Origin of the sequence: Nocardia camponoti (assembly GCF_014646135.1) — a bacterium.
GTDB classification, from domain to species: domain Bacteria; phylum Actinomycetota; class Actinomycetes; order Mycobacteriales; family Mycobacteriaceae; genus Nocardia; species Nocardia camponoti.
The window spans coordinates 701,425-718,856 of sequence record NZ_BMMW01000001.1 but is presented as its reverse complement, the minus strand read 5'-3'; the positions used below and the strand labels follow the sequence as shown (position 1 = coordinate 718,856).

The following is a 17,432-nucleotide window of genomic DNA, read 5'->3' as shown; positions in this document are numbered from 1 at the left end:
GAACGGGAGCCGCGACGGTGGCGCTCATTGGAGCGTTGTCGATGGTGATGCTGGGCGACGCTGAGCAAGCGGCGTTCGCCCAGCCAACCAAACCCGTTCCAGGACAACCTGATCCGCACATTCTGCCGTTCGCTGAGAAACCGAACGGGGAGAAAAAGGGACCGGGCGACAAAAACAAGAAGGTCACGTTCCCGGTCAGCGTCGACGGGTGCGATCACCGCTATGGCACCGCGGGGCAATGTGTTCCGTGGACGTTCCCGGCCGGGATCAAGGACAAGGAACGCTGCGACTGGCTTGGCAAGCGTGGTCTTGCCTCGCTGAAACTGGTCGGCGAAGACCGCTTAAACCTGGACCGCAATCGCGACGGCATCGCTTGCGGCAAGGGCGACTAGTCGACCCAGGTCGCCCATCGCGCAACGCCGAGCGCGCCAACGAACACAACCAACCACGCGAATCCGTCAACGAGGCCGTTGCGCGTCGCGCCAAAAAGCGCTGCGGCAGCCACCGCGACGCCGACAACGGCCACCCCCGACCGAGCACGCGAACTGGCCTGTGCGGGCGCGTCCCAGCCGCGCACGGGTGTGTTCTCCACCACACGAAGTCGCGTGAACAAAACTAGTGTCAGCACGCCTACCGCGACGAGTTGCGCGACGGTGAGCGTCCAGAACCCCGACTGCGCGGGCCCCGATCGGTCGCCGTCGAGCAGGTGCGCGACAACCAACACCGTCAGTAGCGCGGGCATGTGCCACAGGTAGAGCGTCATCGCGCCGGTGTTGCCGACGACAACGGCGAACCACACCCGTGGCCGCCGCGCGAAGGCGCGAACCCAGGGTGCGACCGCGACAGCCAGGCAGCACAGCACGATCGCGTGCCCAGCCAGCAGCAGCGACGGCGGTGCCATGTTCGATAGTCGCTGCCCTGGCACGGTCACCAGCGCGACCTCGTATGGGCCGAACGCGACAAGCGCCACGTCGATCGCGGCGACCACCACGGCGACGGCAACGGCCGCCGACCGCGTGAGCAGCCCGCGCACATAGGCGATGCCGAGCACGCCGGGAATGAGCCACGCGACGACATTGACGTACCCGAGCTCGGCGGGCGCGCCAGTCAAGCGGGCCGCGTCAACAGCGGCGACCACCCCGACCAGCACGGCGATCGTCGCCCACACGCGTAGACCGGAACGCACCCATCGGATCAGGGGCGGCACGGCGACGAGCACGAGCAGATACATTCCGAGAAACCACAGCAGTTGCACGCTCGTCACGGCAAGCGGCCGACGCCACGCGGTGCCCAAGACCGCGACCGCCGCCTCAACCAGCACAAACGCGGCGATGAGGTACACCCCAAGCGGCCGCATCAACCGCTGCGTGCGGCGAAAAACCCACGTGCCCCACCGCGTGTCGTCATGCCAGCCAAGCGTGCCAGCGGCGACGCCAGCGAAGAAGAAAAGCGGGAGAACCTGCAGCACCCACGTCAAGGCTTGGAGCAGCGGAAAGTCGGTCAACGCGTTGCCGAAACGCACGGTCGAACCGCTGACGCTGACGGTGAGCATGAGGCAATGCCCGACGATGACAACGAGCAACGAACCGAGCCGAATCACGTCGAGGAAGCGGTCGCGATCGGCTGGCGTGTGGGCGGCAACGTCGGTGCGCGTGAGCACGGATTTACGCATGGCTTCGACAATCGCAGGTATCGGCCGCCCACACAGCCGGAAAACTACTTAGTTCACTGCGGAACGCACGGTGCTTGGGCGAGGCCCATCAGCAAGCAGCCGCTGACATCGGAGATCTTCCACGACCCGTCGACGTACTCCCAGGTGAGCGGGAACGCGGGCGGGGTGCCGTGCGGTGAGGTGACCGTGACGTCGGCGGTGGTTGTCGTGCCGTTGGTGTTGACGTTGGCGATCGCGTAACTGAGCGTGCCGTAGTTGGCGAGCAGCGCGTTCATCTTGTCGATGTTGCCCTTGCGCGCGTCGCCGTTGACGATGAGTTTGGTCTTGGCGTCGGTGGGAATAGTGGGGTCAGAGAACTGTGTGAGAGTGGCCTGCAACGCCTCGGCCGTCGGTGCGGTTGCCGCTGCGGCAGCCGAGGTCGACGAATTACTTGGTGCCGTCGCGGAAATGCTGGAATGGTTCGTGTGGTTGTTGTCATCATCGGAGCTGCCGCACGCGGCCACTCCTGCGGTCACGGCAAGTGCCGCGCAAGCGGTGGCGAAGGTGCGACGGAAGGCGGGGAGCATACTCTCACAACCTTTCAACTCGATAGCGAGCGAGCTCGCTGGAGACCCCGATTGGGATGTTAGGCGAGCCTAACACGGCCAATTTGGCGGTCGATGTCGTACCGACCGTACAAGATGTGATCACGACGAAACCATGTCGGAAAGCGAGAACGGACCGCGCCCGGTAGCGTTGAAAGACCGGGACTGGGAGGAGCAGCATCATGAGCCCCAACGAGAATTCGGATTCGGCGGCCTGGCGAGAACTCGAGGCGGTACGCGCCGAGGCGGCTGCTCTTCGCAGACAACTCGCCGACTCTCCGGATCACGCACGCGAATTGGAAGCGCGCATCGATTCACTAACCATCCGCAACGGCAAGTTGATGGAGACCCTCAAAGAGGCTCGCCAGCAGCTCATCGCGTTGCGGGAAGAAGTCGACCGCCTTGGGCAGCCCCCGAGCGGCTACGGCATTGTGATCGACACCTACGAGGATCAGACCGTCGACGTCTTCACCTCGGGGCGCAAGATGCGGCTCACCTGCTCGCCCAACATCGAAGCCACCGGCCTTGAGTACGGCCAGACCGTGCGGCTCAACGAGGCGCTCACTATCGTCGAGGCGTGCGCGTTCGACGCGATCGGTGAAATCGGCACGCTGCGTGAGATTCTCGACGACAGCCGCCGCGCGCTCGTCGTCGGTCACGCCGACGAGGAACGCGTCGTTTGGCTGGCCGGCCCGCTCGCGAAGCTGGCCGACGCCGACGATCTCGAAGACCCCGATTCGCCCATTCGCAAACTGCGCCCAGGCGATTCGCTGCTCGTCGACACCAAGGCGGGCTTCGCGTTCGAGCGTGTGCCCAAGGCCGAGGTGGAAGACCTTGTGCTGGAAGAGGTTCCAGACGTCGACTACACCGACATCGGTGGCCTTGGTCGCCAGATCGAGCAGATCCGCGACGCGGTCGAACTGCCGTTCTTGCACAAGGACCTGTTCCGCGAGTACGCGCTTCGCCCGCCCAAGGGTGTGCTGCTCTACGGTCCGCCCGGCTGCGGTAAGACGCTCATCGCCAAGGCCGTCGCCAACTCGCTCGCGAAGAAGATCGCCGAAGCCCGTGGTGAGGATGCCAAGGAGGCTAAGTCCTTCTTCCTCAACATCAAGGGTCCCGAGCTGCTCAACAAGTTCGTCGGCGAGACCGAGCGCCACATTCGGATCATCTTCCAGCGTGCGCGCGAGAAGGCGTCCGAAGGCACCCCGGTGATCGTGTTCTTCGACGAGATGGACTCGATCTTCCGTACCCGTGGTTCCGGAGTCTCCTCCGATGTGGAGACAACCGTTGTGCCGCAGCTGCTTTCGGAGATCGACGGCGTTGAGGGCCTCGAGAACGTCATCGTGATTGGCGCGTCCAACCGCGAAGACATGATCGACCCCGCGATCCTGCGGCCCGGCCGTCTTGACGTCAAGATCAAGATCGAGCGGCCGGACGCCGAGTCGGCGCAGGACATCTTCTCGAAGTACCTCACCGAGACGCTGCCGCTGCACGAGGTCGACGTGCGTGAGTTCGACGGCGACAAGCAGGCAACGGTTGAGGCGATGATCGAGAAGGTCGTCGACCGGATGTACGCCGAGAGCGACGAGAACCGCTTCCTTGAAGTCACCTACGCCAACGGCGACAAGGAGGTCTTGTACTTCAAGGACTTCAACTCGGGCGCGATGATCCAGAACATCGTCGACCGTGCCAAGAAGTACGCGATCAAGTCGGTGCTCGACACGGGCAACCCGGGTCTGCGGATTCAGCACCTCTTCGACTCCATCGTCGACGAGTTCGCCGAAAACGAAGACCTGCCCAACACGACCAACCCCGACGACTGGGCGCGGATCTCGGGCAAGAAGGGCGAGCGGATCGTCTACATTCGCACGCTCGTCACGGGCAAGAACGCGTCGGCGAGCCGGGCGATCGACACTGAGTCCAACACCGGTCAGTACCTGTAAGTCGGGTCGAATGGTGGTCGCGGCTGTGGCCGCGACCAACATTTGGTGAATTTAGTCCGTATTTTTCAGCGAAACGCTCGCCGCACCTGGTGTGAATAGGGCATGCTTCACTCGACCGAGCCGATCTTGCGGGCTCGCCGATGAGGAGATGTGATCATGACCGGTTCCGCCGCGAACTTTCTGGCCGAAGTTATCTTGCTGACCATTCAGAACCTGTTCAGCTCGATCAGCGCGGGTTAATTCCTTCGCGCTAACGCCAGTGCCAAACGGCCGCACTCCAGCATACGGGAGTGCGGCCGTTGCCGTTGGTTAGCCGCGTGCGGTGGTGACCGCGTTCAGCGTCACGTCAGCGACCGGGGTGCCGTCGGGCACTGGGCCCTTGACCCCTGCCGCCGCGACGGACGTGAGTACCTCAAGTCCCGAGGTGATGCGGCCGAACGGGGTGTAGTTCGGCGGCAGCGTGGTGTCGCGGTAGACGAGGAAGAACTGGCTGCCGTTGGTTGCCGGGCCCGCGTTCGCCATCGCGACGGTGCCCGCCGGGTAGACCGCGCCCGCGAGGTTCTCATCGCCGAACTTGTAGCCGGGTCCGCCCATGCCGGTGGCGGTGGGGTCGCCGCACTGCAACACGTAAATGCCGTCGGTGACGAGGCGGTGGCAGCGGGTGTGGTCGAAGTAGCCTTCGCCTGCGAGGAAGCTGAACGAGTTCACCGTGCGCGGGGCAGCGGCGGCGTCGAGGGCGATAGTGATTGTCCCGCACGTGGTTTCGAGGTTGGCGGTGTAGGTGGCGCTCGGGTCGATGGTCAGCGGTGGCTCGGTTGGCCACTGCTTGCCGTTCGGGGTGCCGGGCGCAGCGGCGACGCAGTTCGCGACGGCCTGGGCGGGCGCGGTGCCGCCGGGAACGAGCCCGAGGACCGCGGTCGCGACCGCGCTCATGGCTAGCGTCACGCCGACTGCGCGTCGGACAGTGCGGGATTGGCGGTCAAGCGATGTGGTGCTCACCTTGCTGGGTTCTCCCTTTCGGCGGCAGTGATGTCACGCGCATCCTGCCAGGTCCGCGTCCGCGTTGGGAGAGTTCACCAGATTGCTGATGCGCGATTAGGCGCGACGGACCCGGCGATAGGTTGGCGTCGCTTTCGCCGCCGTCGCCAATTCGGTTGCGAGCCAAGCTAAGTCGACGGTGTCGTCGAGCGCGCCGAGGGTAAGGCGCAGGTGGTCGAAATCGGGGTTGGCGCTGACTTCAAAGGGGCCGCCAGGTGCGGCCTTGACGCCCGCTGCCGCGAGGCTGATCATCGCCGCGTTCTCGTCGTTGACGGGCAACCACACATTAATGCCGTCGCCTGCCGCTACCTCGACGCCTTCGCGGGCGAGCGCGCGACGCAACGCGGTCGCGCGGGCGCGGTAGCGCGTTGCGGCGGCGGCGACGGTCGCGCACGCGTCGTCGTCGCCGAGCATGGTGAGCAAGACGCGTTGTAGGAGTCGACTCGACCAGCCAGGCCCGAGCATCCGCCGCTCAAGGACCGGATCGAGCAGCGCGGCTGGCCCGCCGACGACGGCAAGGCGCAGGTCAGCGCCATGCGATTTCGAGTACGAGCGCAAATACACGCCGCGATCGGGGAAGCGTGCGGCGAGTGAGCGCAGGGGAGTGTGGGCGATGCCCGCCGAGTGGTCGTCTTCGATGATGAGGGCGGGGTCTTCGGCGAGGATGGTCGCGAGTTCACGCACGCGGGTTGCTGAGAGTGACGCGCCGGTGGGGTTGTTGGCGCGTGGCTGCAAGATCACCGCGCGCGGGCTCACCTCGTCGAAGGCACGGGCGAATTCGGTTGGGCGGAAACCGGATTCATCTAATGGGACCGCGACCGGTCGCGCGCCGATGCGGGCGAGAAGGTCGAGAAACGGTGGGAAGCAAGGGTCTTCGACGATGACGTGGTCGCCGAAGCGCACGTGGGCGGCAAGGAGACGGTCGACCGCGTCGAGCGCGCCGTCGAACACCGCGAAACGTTCGGTGGCCCAAGGCCAATCGCGCGTCACCGCGTCAACGAGTTCCGGTAGTACCGCTTCGCCAAGGTAGTGCGCGGACAGGTCGCCGGGGGCGGTGTCGCGCGACAACGCGCGCAGGGCTTCGGCGAGGTCGGGCAGCAGTGCGGGGTCGGGGGTGCCGCGCGAAAGGTCGACGCGAAAAGCGTTGTCGGACGGGGAATGCAGGCGCTGATAGCGGCCGACGGCTGGTTCGCTCGGCACCTCGCCAACAAAGGTGCCCGCTCGCCCGCGCGCGACGATCGCGCCGGTAGCCGACAGGGCGCGCCACGCCTGGCTGACCGTGGCGGGGGAGACGCGCAGCTCACGTGCGACGTCGCGGACGGTGGGCAGGCGGGTGCCGGGGCTGAGGCCACCGGAGCGAATGCGACGGCTGACCGCGGCGGCAATGCCCGCCGCGGTGCGGTCGTCGAGATCGGAGACGAATTCGCTCGGTAGCGCACTGGGCGATTCGTCGGTCATGACCTCATTCTGCTGCCGCGCGCACGGCGGTTTTACCCGCGACGCCAAGATTTACGATTGCGAAACTGTTTCCGCCTTCTTGTAACACAACGGAATCAGTTATTCGTGCAGTATAACAAAGCATGGGAATCGTTAGAGCAGCGCTAGTTCAGACCGAATGGACTGGCGACAAAGAATCCATGATCAAAGCCCACGAGGACTACGCGAGGCAGGCCGCGGCGCAGGGCGCGCAGGTGATCTGCTTCCAGGAGCTGTTCTACGGGCCCTATTTCTGTCAGGTGCAGGACCCGCAGTATTACGAGTACGCCGAATCGGTGCCCGGCCCCACCACCGAGCGCTTCGCCGCGCTGGCGCGTGAGCTGAATATGGTGATGGTGTTGCCGGTCTACGAGCGCGAGATGGACGGGCTGCTCTACAACACCGCGGCGGTCATCGACGCTGACGGAACGTATTTGGGCAAGTACCGCAAGCATCACATCCCGCAGGTCAACGGCTTCTGGGAGAAGTTCTACTTCCGCCCGGGCAACCTCGGCTGGCCGGTGTTCGACACCGCCGTCGGCAAGGTTGGCGTCTACATCTGCTACGACCGCCACTTCCCCGAAGGCTGGCGCGCGCTTGGTCTCGCTGGGGCGCAAATCGTGTTTAATCCGTCGGCCACCTCGCGTGGACTGTCGAGCTACCTGTGGAAGCTCGAACAGCCCGCGTCAGCGGTAGCGAACGAGTATTTCGTCGGTGCCATCAATCGCGTTGGTATTGAAAGCGAATACGGCGACGACGATTTCTACGGAACCAGCTATTTCGTTGATCCCGAAGGCAAATTCGTTGGTGACGTCGCCTCCGACACGGCCCCGGAACTGGTCGTCCGCGACCTCGACCTCGATTTGATCAAGACCGTGCGTGAACGATGGGCCTTCTATCGCGATCGGCGCCCGGATGCCTACGGCCCGTTGGTGGCACCGTAATGCGTACTTTCATTCGCGGCGGAACCGTGGTGAGCTCCACCGGTTCCCAGCTCCTTGACGTGCTCATTGACGGCGAAACCATCGTCGCGGTCCTGCAACCTGGGTCGACGGCGCTTGGTGCCGACCTCGCCGCCGACGCTGACGTGGTTATCGACGCGACTGGCAAATACGTGATCCCCGGCGGCGTCGACGGCCACACGCACATGCAGTTGCCGTTCGGTGGCACCGAGGCAAGCGACACCTTCGAAACCGGCACGCGCGCCGCGGCATGGGGTGGCACGACGACCATCGTCGACTTCGCGGTGCAGAAGCCGGGTCAGCGCGTGCAGGACACGCTGGCCGAATGGCACGGCAAAGCCGCGGGGCAGTGCGCGATCGACTACGGATTTCACCAGATCATCGGTGAGGTCAACGACGAATCCCTCAAGGGCATGAGCGAACTCGTTTCCGAGGGCGTCACGAGTTTCAAGCTGTTCATGGCCTATCCCGGTGTTTTCTACTCCACTGACGGGCAGATCCTGCGGGCGATGCAGTCGGCGGGGGAGTTGGGCGCGCTGATGATGATGCACGCCGAAAATGGCATCGCCATCGACGTTTTGGTCGAACAGGCGCTCGCCCGTGGCGACACCGCGCCCTATTTCCACGGCACGTCACGGCCGTGGCAGATGGAAGAGGAAGCCACGCACCGAGCCATCATGCTGGCCCAATTGACCGACGCCCCTTTGTATATCGTGCACGTCTCGGCCAAGCAGGCGATGGAACAGATCGCGACCGCGCGTGGCAACGGGCAGAACGTCTTCGCCGAAACATGTCCGCAGTATCTGTACCTGTCGCTCGAAGAACAGTTGGGCGCACCAGGTTTCGAAGGCGCGAAGTGGGTGTGTTCCACGCCGCTGCGCTCGCGCGCGGAGGGTCATCAGGACGAACTGTGGCGCTACCTGCGCACCGGTGACGTCACGGCGGTCAGTACCGACCACTGTCCGTTCTGCATGAAAGACCAAAAAGAGCTTGGCGTAGGCGATTTCAGCAAGATTCCCAACGGGATCGGCGGCGTCGAACATCGGATGGACCTGCTGTTCCAAGGGGTGAAAAACGGGTTGATCTCGCTCGAACGCTGGGTCGACGTGTGCTGCACGACGCCAGCGCGCATGTTCGGGATGTATCCGCGCAAGGGCGTCATCTCGCCCGGTGCTGATGCCGACATCGTGGTGTATGACCCCAACGGCCACACCAGCATTGGCGTTGGTCCGGGCAAAACGCATCACATGAACATGGATCACTCGGCGTGGGAGGGCTTCGAAATCGACGGTCACGTCGACACCGTGCTGTCGCGTGGGCGCATCGTCGTTGACGACGGCGCCTACCTCGGCAGTGCCGGTCACGGTCGCTTCATTCGCCGTGACCTCTCGCAGAACCTCATCTAACGCGAACGAAAGGGACAGTGCCCCATGGACATTGGTGTGGTCCTTCAGTGCACGCCGCCCTCATCGCGAGTGATCGAACTCGCCAGAGTGGCAGAGACACACGGCTTTTCGCACGTCTGGACCTTCGACTCGCATCTGCTGTGGCAGGAACCGTATGTGATCTACAGCCAGATTTTGGCGGCAACCCGCAAGGTGATTGTCGGGCCGATGGTCACCAACCCGGCAACGCGCGACCAGACCGTCACCGCGTCGACCTTCGCGACGCTCAACGAGATGTTCGGCAATCGCACGATTTGCGGGATCGGGCGCGGCGACTCGGCGGTGCGCACCCTGGGGCATCGCCCGACAACCCTTGCGGCACTTCGGGAATCGGTCAACGTGATCCGCGAACTCGGCAACGGGCGCAGCGCGGTGATCGGCGAAACCGAGGTGCGATTCCCGTGGGCGGGCGATTCCCGACTCGACGTGTGGGTCGCCGGATACGGGCCCAAAGCGCTTGAGCTCACCGGCGAGGTGGCCGACGGGTTCATCCTGCAACTGGCCGACCCCGACATCACCGCGTGGACCATCGCGAAGGTGCGCGCGGCGGCGGCTGCGGCCGGGCGTGATCCGCTGTCGGTGAAAATCTGTGTCGCGGCACCGGCGTATGTGACCGATGGGTCGGCCGAAGGGTTGGCGCATGCGCGCGAACAGTGTCGCTGGTTTGGCGGGATGGTCGGCAACCACGTCGCTGACATCGTCGCGAAATACGGTGCGGACGGGGAGGTTCCGGCCGCGCTCACCGACTACATCGCCGGGCGCGCGGGCTATGACTACAACCAGCACGGCCAAGCGGGCAACACCCACGCTGACTTCGTTCCCGACGAGATCATCGACCGGTTCTGCCTGCTTGGCAGCCCGGATGAGCACGTCGAGCGACTGATCGAACTGGAGAAGCTCGGGGTCGACCAGTTCGCGGTATATCTGCAGCACGACGCCAAGACCGCGACGCTCGACGCCTACGGCGAGCGGGTGCTGCCCCGGCTTAAACAGCCGGTCACCGCGACGCGCGAGGTGACGCGATGAAGCATCGTTGGCTGCGGAGGCGTCGATGACGGCGAACGCGGTAGAGGTAGCGGTCACCCCGGTCAGCACGGTTGTCGGCGGGTGGCGACCATCCGCGAATCACGCTCGCATCGGCTACGCCATCGCCGCGTTCGTCGCGGTGGCCGCGCTGTGGGAGTTCATCAAGCTGGTTGTTCCTGCGAACGGCATCAGCATCGGGGAAACTCGCGTGCTGCCACGAACCACCGACGGCGCGCTGCCGCACGTGTGGTCGGTTGTCGCGGTGCTCGGTGAGCGCGATGGTGCCGGGACCGTTGGTGCCACGTTGCTGCGCACGGGTGGGTTCACCCTGTCGCTCGCACTGGGCGCACTGGTTGTCGGCACGGTCATCGGCATCGCGGTAGCTGTTGCGATGCAACGGTTCTCGGTGTTAGAGCGCGGTCTGCTTCCGTATGTTGTTGCGTCGCAGACTGTTCCGCTGATCGCGCTCGCGCCGCTTGTTGCGGCGTGGGGCGGCAAACTCGCCATCGGTGGTCAACCGTGGCAGCCGTGGATGAGCATCGTCGTGATCGCCGCCTACCTCGCGTTCTTCCCGGTCTGCCTCGGCACGCTGCGCGGGTTGTCGAGTCCATCGACGGCGTCGGTCGAGTTGATGCACAGCGCGTCGGCTAGTTGGTGGGCGACGTTGCGCAAGTTGCGTTTTCCCGCAGCGGTGCCGTCGATGCTGCCGGCGTTGCGACTGTCAGCCGCGGCTGCGGTGATCGGCGCGGTCGTCGCGGAGATCTCCACCGGGACTGCGGGCGGGATCGGTCGCCAGATCATTGTCTTCTCGCAACAGGCGACCGGCGACGCCGCGCGGCTTTACGCCGCTGTCGCTGCCGCCGCGCTCCTTGGTCTCGTCCTCACCGGTGTCGTCGGGTTGGTCGAACGCGCGTTGCGGCGCTACAACCATCCGCCGGGCACCTCATCGCAGGAAGTTCGTCCATGAGTTCTCCCACCCCGCCCGCTGTTGCCTTGAGCGCGGTAGGCAAAACGTTCACCGCTGGCGCGGTCACCGCGCTGACTGACATCGAATTGACTGTTGCCGCAGGCGAATTCGTTTCGCTGATCGGCCCATCGGGCTGCGGCAAGTCGACACTGTTGCGCATCATCGCCGACCTTGAGCAGCCATCGACCGGCAGCGTCCTCGTCGGCGGCAAGACCGCCCGACAGGCCCGGCTTGACCAGGACTACGGCATCGCCTTCCAGCAGGCTGGTCTGCTCGATTGGCGGACCGTTGCCGCGAATGTTGAACTGCCGCTGGAACTGCACGGCGTCGACAAGAAAACGCGACGGGCCCGCAGCGCTGAACTGCTGAAGATGGCCGGGCTCACCGACTTCGCGAACCGCTACCCGGCTGAACTGTCGGGCGGGATGCAGCAGCGCGTCGCCATCGCCCGTGCGCTCGCCCGCACGCCGGGACTGTTGCTGATGGACGAACCGTTCGGTGCGCTCGACGAGATGACGCGCGAACACATGCAGGGTGAACTGCTGCGCATCGCCCGCGAAACCGGCGCGGCGGTGGTGTTCGTGACGCACTCGATCCCCGAAGCGGTGTACCTGTCTGATCGCGTTGTCGTGTTGTCGGCGCGGCCAGGGCGCATCAGCGACATCGTGTCGACCGGCGGGTGGGGGCGTTCGGCCACCGACACCGACGTTCGCTCATCGACGGAGTTCTTCGCCTCCGTCGCCGCCGTGCGCGCCGCGTTGCGGGGCGACGAGGTAGCCACCGTTGGTGGACGGGATCTGCGATGAGAACGTTCCTGCCGCCAATTGTGGTGGGCGTGACCATCATTGGGCTCTGGCAGCTACTCACTGTGGTCGCTGGTGTGCCGTCGTTTCTGTTGCCCGCGCCGACTGCCATCGCGACGCAACTGGTCGACAACGCCCCGCGCATCGTCGACGCCGCGCTCGCGACGGGGGCCAACGCGCTCATTGGATTCGTCATCGGCGCGTTCCTTGGGCTTGTCGCGGCGATGGTCGCTGTCCGGTTCCGTCTGGTCGACGGGCTGCTGAGCCCGCTCGCCGCCGCGGCTGCCGCCGTGCCGATCGTCGCGCTCGCACCTCTGTTGAACTCGATGTATTCAACGACGACCGAAACCCCGCGTCGCCTCGTTGTCGCGATCGTCGTGTTCTTCCCGGTGTTCGTTTCCGCCGCACGTGGGCTGCGTCAAGTGCCCAAGGTGCACACCGATTTGATGACCGCCTACGCGGTGACCGGCTGGCAGTTCACGCGCACCGTGCGGCTCCCCGCCGCGCTGCCGCAGCTGTTCACCGGTCTGCGCGTCGCCGCCCCTGGTGCGGTGATCGCGGCGATCATCGCCGAATACTTCGGCGGGCTCCAGAACGGGCTTGGCTCGCGCATCACCTCGGCGGCGGCGAACACCGCCTATCCACGCGCATGGGCGTACGTGGTTGCCGCGATGGTGCTCGGCCTGCTTTTTCTTGCCGCCGTCGCGGTGGTTGAGAACCTCACCCGCCGACCACGCACTGCCCGATCCACCGTGTTTTCGAAGAACTGATGAGGGAGTTCCACCGATGACCATTTCCCGCCTAGCAACGATGGCCGCCGCTGTCGCGGTCGCCGTTGCGACCCTGACCGGCTGTTCAACGACCGAGTCAACCACCACGGCCGACGGCCTCACCAAGGTGAAGCTGCAACTGCAGTGGTTCAAGCAGGGCCAGTTCGCCGGGGACCTCGCGGCCGTTGACCAGGGGTTTTACAAGGAGCAGGGGCTGTCGGTCGAGATTCTCGACGGCGGCACTGACATCGTCCCGCAGACGGTGCTGGCTCAAGGCCAGGCCGACTACGCCGTCGCGTGGGTGCCCAAGGCGCTCGCCTCTCGTGAAGCGGGCGCTGGCATCACCGAGATCGCGCAGATCTTCCAGCGTTCGGGAACCAAGCAGGTCGCTTTCGCTTCCGACAACATCACCAACGCCGCCGCATTGCGCGGCAAGACCGTCGGAAACTGGGGCTACGGCAACGAATTTGAGCTTTTCGCGGGCATGACCAAGGCTGGTCTCGACCCGGCCAAAGACGTGAAACTCGTTCAGCAGCAATTCGATATGAACGCGTTCCTCGCCCACGACATCGCCGCCGCCCAGGCCATGTCCTACAACGAGTACGCGCAACTGTTGGAAACGAAGAACCCCGCGACCGGAAAGCTGTACACCGCAGCCGATTTCACCACGATCGACTGGAACGCCGAGGGTGTCGCGATGCTGCAAGACGCGCTGTGGGCCAACACTGACAAGCTCAAAGACAAGGCGTACCAGGATCAGACGGTGAAGTTCCTCGTCGCTTCGCTCAAGGGATGGGCGTTCTGCCGCGACAACCTCGACAAGTGCCGCGACATCACCGTCGCGGCGGGCGCGACCTTGGGTGCTGGCCATCAGCAGTGGCAGATCAATGAGGTAAACAAGCTGATCTGGCCGTCGCCGTCGGGCATCGGCACCATCGACAAGGCGTCGTGGGACCAGACCGTGCGCATCGCCCGCAACACCCGCAACGCTGAGGGCGCGACGGTGCTGACGAAGGACCCCGACGCGGCCGCGTCGACGAGCGAGTACGTGACCAAGGCGCTCGACCAACTCACCGCCTCGGGCGTTGACGTGCGGGGCACGAACTTCGTACCCACGACCGTCACGCCCACTGAGGGCGGCAAGTAGCAGCGAATCGGTGCGTGGGCCCGGACTAGGCTTGACGCCATGACATCCGGGCCCACCACCGAGATTTGGCACAACCCCCGCTGCTCGAAAAGCCGCGCCGCACTGGCACGTCTGGACGAGAACGGCGTCGACTACACGGTGCGCCGCTACCTCGACGACGCACCCACCGTCGAGGAATTGCGCGCCGTCGTCGACCGCCTTGGCGTCAACCCGTGGGACATCACCCGCACCGCGGAGCCGGTGGCGAAGGACCTTGGCATGGCGAAGTGGTCACGCGATCCCGCCGACCGCGACCGCTGGCTGACCGCATTGGCCGAGCACCCCCAACTGATCCAGCGCCCGATCGTCCTGACCCCCGACGGTCGCGCGGTGGTTGCTCGGGATGAGGAATCGCTGGAAAAGTTGGGGTGATGCGGGCCTGGCGTTAGGTTGCCCATCGGTAACTATTGGGATAAAACGGTAACGTCGATCGCCTAGGATATGACATAGCTCACATCAGACGAACCAACTCTCGTTGGAGGTATGTCATGAGATCTGCCGTTGGACCGCTTCGTAAGATCGCCATCGGTGCGGGTGCGGCCGCGCTGCTTGGGGCGTCGACTTTGCTCGTCGCCGCGCCAGCTCAAGCAGCGGGACCCGGTCATTGCACGGTCAACCCCATCGCCGGCACCGGCGCGTTCTCCGAATGCGGTGGTTCCCTGGTGTGGCATCAGGTGCACGTCAGGTGTTGGGCGTGGTGGAATTGGACTAGCAGCTACGAGCGCTGGGGTCAGCCCGCCTTTGGTGGCTACCACTCCGAGACCGCGTGTGACCTGCCCTTCAGCATGCAAGCGTGGTACGTCGAGTCCTGGTGACGGGCGCATCGCCGCGCTGGATGCTCGTTGACCAGGCGGCAAGATAGTGGAACGGGGCGTCTCGGTCAATGGTGCGCACGGGTATCGTTGGGGCCGTGACAGCAGCATCTGCCTCCGAAGACGAGTCCGTCGGTGATGGACGGGCGACGCGCTGGCGTGGGCACAAGGAGCGGCGTCGAGAGGAAATGGTCGACGCCGCGATCGAGGTGATCGAAGAGCACGGCCACGAGATTTCCGTGCAGTTGATCGCCGAACGGCTCGCGTTGCCGCGCCCGGTCGTATACCGGCACGTGGGCGGTCGCGCTGAACTCGACGCGCTCGCCCGCCGCCGCATTCTGTCGATGCTGCTCGCCGAACTGCTGCCCGCGCTCCAGCCCAAGGGCACGTTGCGTGAAGCTGTGCGCGGTGCCATCGGCACCTACCTGCACTGGATCGACGCGCACCCCAGCCTCCACCGGTTCCTGGCCGACGCGGCCCCGGAGGGTGGGGCCGCGTTGTCCGGTGCCGGGCGCGCGGTGGGCGGCCAACTCGCCGACCTGTTCGCGGCCACCCTCGCCCGATTCGGGATCGACAAGGCGCGTGCGCGCCCGATGGCGTTCGGCATGGTTGGCCTCGTCGACGGGGTGGTCGCGAGTTGGCGCGCGGAAACCGAACCCACCCTGTCGACCGAGCAGGTACAGGGCATTCTCACCGAATCGGTGCTGTCGCTTTTCGAAGGCAACGCGCGCAGTCTTGGTGTTCCGCTGCAACGAGATTCGCTGATCGCCGACCTGTTGGTCGCCCCAGACGCGGCCCCCGCGCCCGCCGACCGCCTGCGCTAAATTAGCTGCGCGGTAGCTATATGGCTGGATTGGTTGCCAATATTACGATTTGGAACGACTCGGGCACGAGCGCCGCTGTCGGATTGCTAGCGGTGCCTATATTGGTGCCAACCCGAGGAATAGCGGCGAATTTGCGCACTCGGGAAGGCGGAAATACCGGCTAGCAGACGGGACGCGCGTGAGGTTCACACCATCCGTGACCGATGTCGACGAGTCTGGTCGAGTCTCATGAGTGCCGAGACGGTGGCGTCGGCCACGCCCAGTCGGTTCGCGCGAAAACTGCCCGGCGCCTTGAGTTCTGGCGGACTCGTCGGCGCGTTGGTCTTCGTATGGCTCTCACTCACCCCCTCCCTGTTGCCGCGCGGACCGCTGTTCCAAGGCGTGGTCACCGGGGCCACCGGCGCGCTCGGCTATGGCGTCGGCGTGGCCGTCGTCGCGGTCGCGGTCTGGCTGGTCGAGCGACCGCTGCGCCGTCCGTCGAATCTCACGCTCATCATCAGTTCCGTTGTCGCCGTTGGCATTTCGATCGCCGTCCTGGTCTGGTACTCCTCGTGGCAGCGCGAGCTGCGGTCGCTGATGGGTGTGGCCGGACTGTCGTGGACGGCGTACCCGATCATCGTGGTGATCTCCCTGCTGATCTTCGCGCTGCTGATCGTCGGCGCGCGGGCCGCGCGCACCGTCGCGCGGTGGGTCAGTCGCGGGCTCTCCCGTATCCTGCCGCGGCGGATCGCGGCCGTGATCGCGGGCATCCTCGTGATCGCGCTCACGATCGCGCTGCTTAACGGTGTGGTCGCCGAAGTGGCGATGGCCGGGCTCAACAACATCTTCAAGTCGGTCAACGACGAGACCTCCGCCGACACCCCGCAACCCACGTCGCCGCTGCGCTCGGGTGGCCCCGGCTCGCTGATGAGCTGGGACTCGCTCGGCAAGCAGGGTCGGATCTTCGTGTCGAACGGGCCGACCGAAACCGAGCTGACCGCGTTCAACCACCGGCCAGCGCGCGAGCCGATTCGCGTCTACAGCGGGCTCGACCCGGAGACGAACCTGCAGGCCGAAGCCGTGCGCGCGGTCGCCGAGTTGCGCAGGACGGGTGGTTTCGACCGGGCGGTGCTCGCCGTGGCATCCACGACGGGAACCGGCTGGGTCAACGAGTCCACCGCCGCGGGAATCGAATACATCGCCAACGGCGACAGCGCGATCGTCGGGATGCAGTACTCGTTCCTGCCCAGTTGGCTGTCGTTCCTCGTCGACCAGGAACGTGCCCGCCAAGCCGGTCAAGCGCTGTTCGAGGCCGTGCACGCCGAATGGGACGCCCTGCCCGCCAACCACCGACCCAAGCTGGTTCTCTTCGGTGAGAGCCTCGGCTCCTTCGGTGGGGAGGCCGCCTTTTCCAGCATCGCCGACATGGCCGCCCGCACCGATGGCGTGCTCTTCGTCGGACCCACCTCGAACAACCCGGTGTGGCGCGACGTCACCGCCCGCCGCGACCCGCGCTCGCCGGAGATCCTGCCGATCTACCGCGACGGCCGAACCGTGCGCTTCGCCGCCGACGCCCCCGACCTGGGCCGTCCCGCCACCGCGTGGGACCGCCCACGCGTGGTGTATCTGCAGCACGCGTCGGACCCGATCACCTGGTGGACGCCGCAACTGCTGTTCCAAAAGCCCGACTGGCTCGCCGAACCGCGCGGCGATGACGTGCTGTCGAGCACCCGCTGGATCCCGGTCATCACGTTCTTGCAGGTCTCGGCCGACATGGCCGTGTCCATCGACGTCCCTGACGGCCACGGTCACGTGTTCCGCGCCGACATCGCCAACGCGTGGGCCGCGATCCTCGACCTACCCGGCTGGACCCCCGCCGACACCGAACGCCTGCGCTCGGTGTTGAGCGGCGACAACTGAATTCGCGCTGATCTAGGAAAGGAAC

At 65.4% G+C, this 17,432-nt stretch carries 17 protein-coding genes; 13 read left to right on the top strand and 4 right to left on the bottom strand.

What is annotated here, in order from left to right; translation table 11 throughout:
• Positions 1-17: 17 nt before the first annotated feature.
• Positions 18-392: a hypothetical protein gene (locus IEX78_RS03265; RefSeq protein ID WP_188827190.1), complete on the top strand. Its 375-nt coding sequence runs from the start codon at positions 18-20 to the stop codon at positions 390-392.
• On the opposite strand, the gene IEX78_RS03260 is transcribed toward IEX78_RS03265, so the two are convergent.
• On the bottom strand, positions 389-1,672 hold the full coding sequence (locus tag IEX78_RS03260; protein ID WP_188827189.1) for an acyltransferase family protein: 1,284 nt from the start codon (positions 1,670-1,672) through the stop codon (positions 389-391). The two genes, IEX78_RS03265 and IEX78_RS03260, sit on opposite strands and share 4 nt — an antisense overlap.
• Positions 1,673-1,725: 53 nt before the next feature.
• Positions 1,726-2,238, bottom strand: a complete 513-nt coding sequence (locus IEX78_RS03255; RefSeq protein WP_188827188.1) for a WKL family lipoprotein — start codon at positions 2,236-2,238, stop codon at positions 1,726-1,728.
• A 200-nt stretch (positions 2,239-2,438) separates the two neighbouring features.
• On the opposite strand from IEX78_RS03255, the gene arc reads away from it, so the two are divergent.
• Entirely contained in the window at positions 2,439-4,199 is a 1,761-nt protein-coding gene (gene arc, locus IEX78_RS03250; RefSeq protein ID WP_188827187.1) for a proteasome ATPase, read from the top strand.
• A 309-nt stretch (positions 4,200-4,508) separates the two neighbouring features.
• Here the strand turns inward: arc and IEX78_RS03245 are convergent, their stop codons facing one another.
• Positions 4,509-5,198 (bottom strand): peptidylprolyl isomerase, encoded by a 690-nt coding sequence (locus IEX78_RS03245; RefSeq protein WP_229683680.1) that lies wholly within the window; start codon positions 5,196-5,198, stop codon positions 4,509-4,511.
• Between the two features lie 96 nt (positions 5,199-5,294).
• Positions 5,295-6,695 carry an aminotransferase class I/II-fold pyridoxal phosphate-dependent enzyme gene (locus IEX78_RS03240; RefSeq protein WP_188827186.1) on the bottom strand — a complete coding sequence of 467 codons (1,401 nt, stop codon included), beginning with the start codon at positions 6,693-6,695 and terminating at the stop codon, positions 5,295-5,297.
• Between the two features lie 122 nt (positions 6,696-6,817).
• On the opposite strand from IEX78_RS03240, the gene IEX78_RS03235 reads away from it, so the two are divergent.
• From IEX78_RS03235 to IEX78_RS03185, 11 genes are all read left to right on the top strand, one after another.
• Positions 6,818-7,657, top strand: coding sequence for a nitrilase-related carbon-nitrogen hydrolase (locus IEX78_RS03235; RefSeq protein ID WP_188827185.1), 840 nt, complete (start codon positions 6,818-6,820; stop codon positions 7,655-7,657).
• On the top strand, positions 7,657-9,081 hold the full coding sequence (gene hydA, locus IEX78_RS03230) for a dihydropyrimidinase (protein ID WP_188827184.1): 1,425 nt from the start codon (positions 7,657-7,659) through the stop codon (positions 9,079-9,081). The genes IEX78_RS03235 and hydA overlap by 1 nt, the downstream gene beginning before the upstream one ends.
• Positions 9,082-9,105: 24 nt before the next feature.
• Entirely contained in the window at positions 9,106-10,146 is a 1,041-nt protein-coding gene (locus tag IEX78_RS03225) for a TIGR03842 family LLM class F420-dependent oxidoreductase (protein WP_188827183.1), read from the top strand.
• A gap of 25 nt (positions 10,147-10,171) precedes the next feature.
• Positions 10,172-11,113, top strand: coding sequence for an ABC transporter permease (locus IEX78_RS03220; protein WP_188827182.1), 942 nt, complete (start codon positions 10,172-10,174; stop codon positions 11,111-11,113).
• Entirely contained in the window at positions 11,110-11,919 is an 810-nt protein-coding gene (locus IEX78_RS03215; RefSeq protein ID WP_188827181.1) for an ABC transporter ATP-binding protein, read from the top strand. Before IEX78_RS03220 ends, IEX78_RS03215 begins: the two co-directional genes overlap by 4 nt.
• Before the next feature lie 29 nt (positions 11,920-11,948).
• Positions 11,949-12,686, top strand: coding sequence for an ABC transporter permease (locus IEX78_RS03210; RefSeq protein WP_229683679.1), 738 nt, complete (start codon positions 11,949-11,951; stop codon positions 12,684-12,686).
• A 16-nt stretch (positions 12,687-12,702) separates the two neighbouring features.
• Positions 12,703-13,833, top strand: coding sequence for an ABC transporter substrate-binding protein (locus IEX78_RS03205; protein ID WP_188827179.1), 1,131 nt, complete (start codon positions 12,703-12,705; stop codon positions 13,831-13,833).
• Between the two features lie 39 nt (positions 13,834-13,872).
• Positions 13,873-14,244: an arsenate reductase family protein gene (locus tag IEX78_RS03200; protein WP_188827178.1), complete on the top strand. Its 372-nt coding sequence runs from the start codon at positions 13,873-13,875 to the stop codon at positions 14,242-14,244.
• A gap of 116 nt (positions 14,245-14,360) precedes the next feature.
• Positions 14,361-14,687 (top strand): hypothetical protein, encoded by a 327-nt coding sequence (locus IEX78_RS03195; protein ID WP_188827177.1) that lies wholly within the window; start codon positions 14,361-14,363, stop codon positions 14,685-14,687.
• 95 nt (positions 14,688-14,782) lie between these two features.
• Complete coding sequence (locus tag IEX78_RS03190) at positions 14,783-15,508, top strand: TetR/AcrR family transcriptional regulator (RefSeq protein WP_229683678.1); 726 nt, start codon at positions 14,783-14,785, stop codon at positions 15,506-15,508.
• 228 nt (positions 15,509-15,736) lie between these two features.
• On the top strand, positions 15,737-17,407 hold the full coding sequence (locus IEX78_RS03185; RefSeq protein ID WP_188827176.1) for an alpha/beta hydrolase: 1,671 nt from the start codon (positions 15,737-15,739) through the stop codon (positions 17,405-17,407).
• The last annotated feature ends 25 nt before the right edge of the window (positions 17,408-17,432 follow it).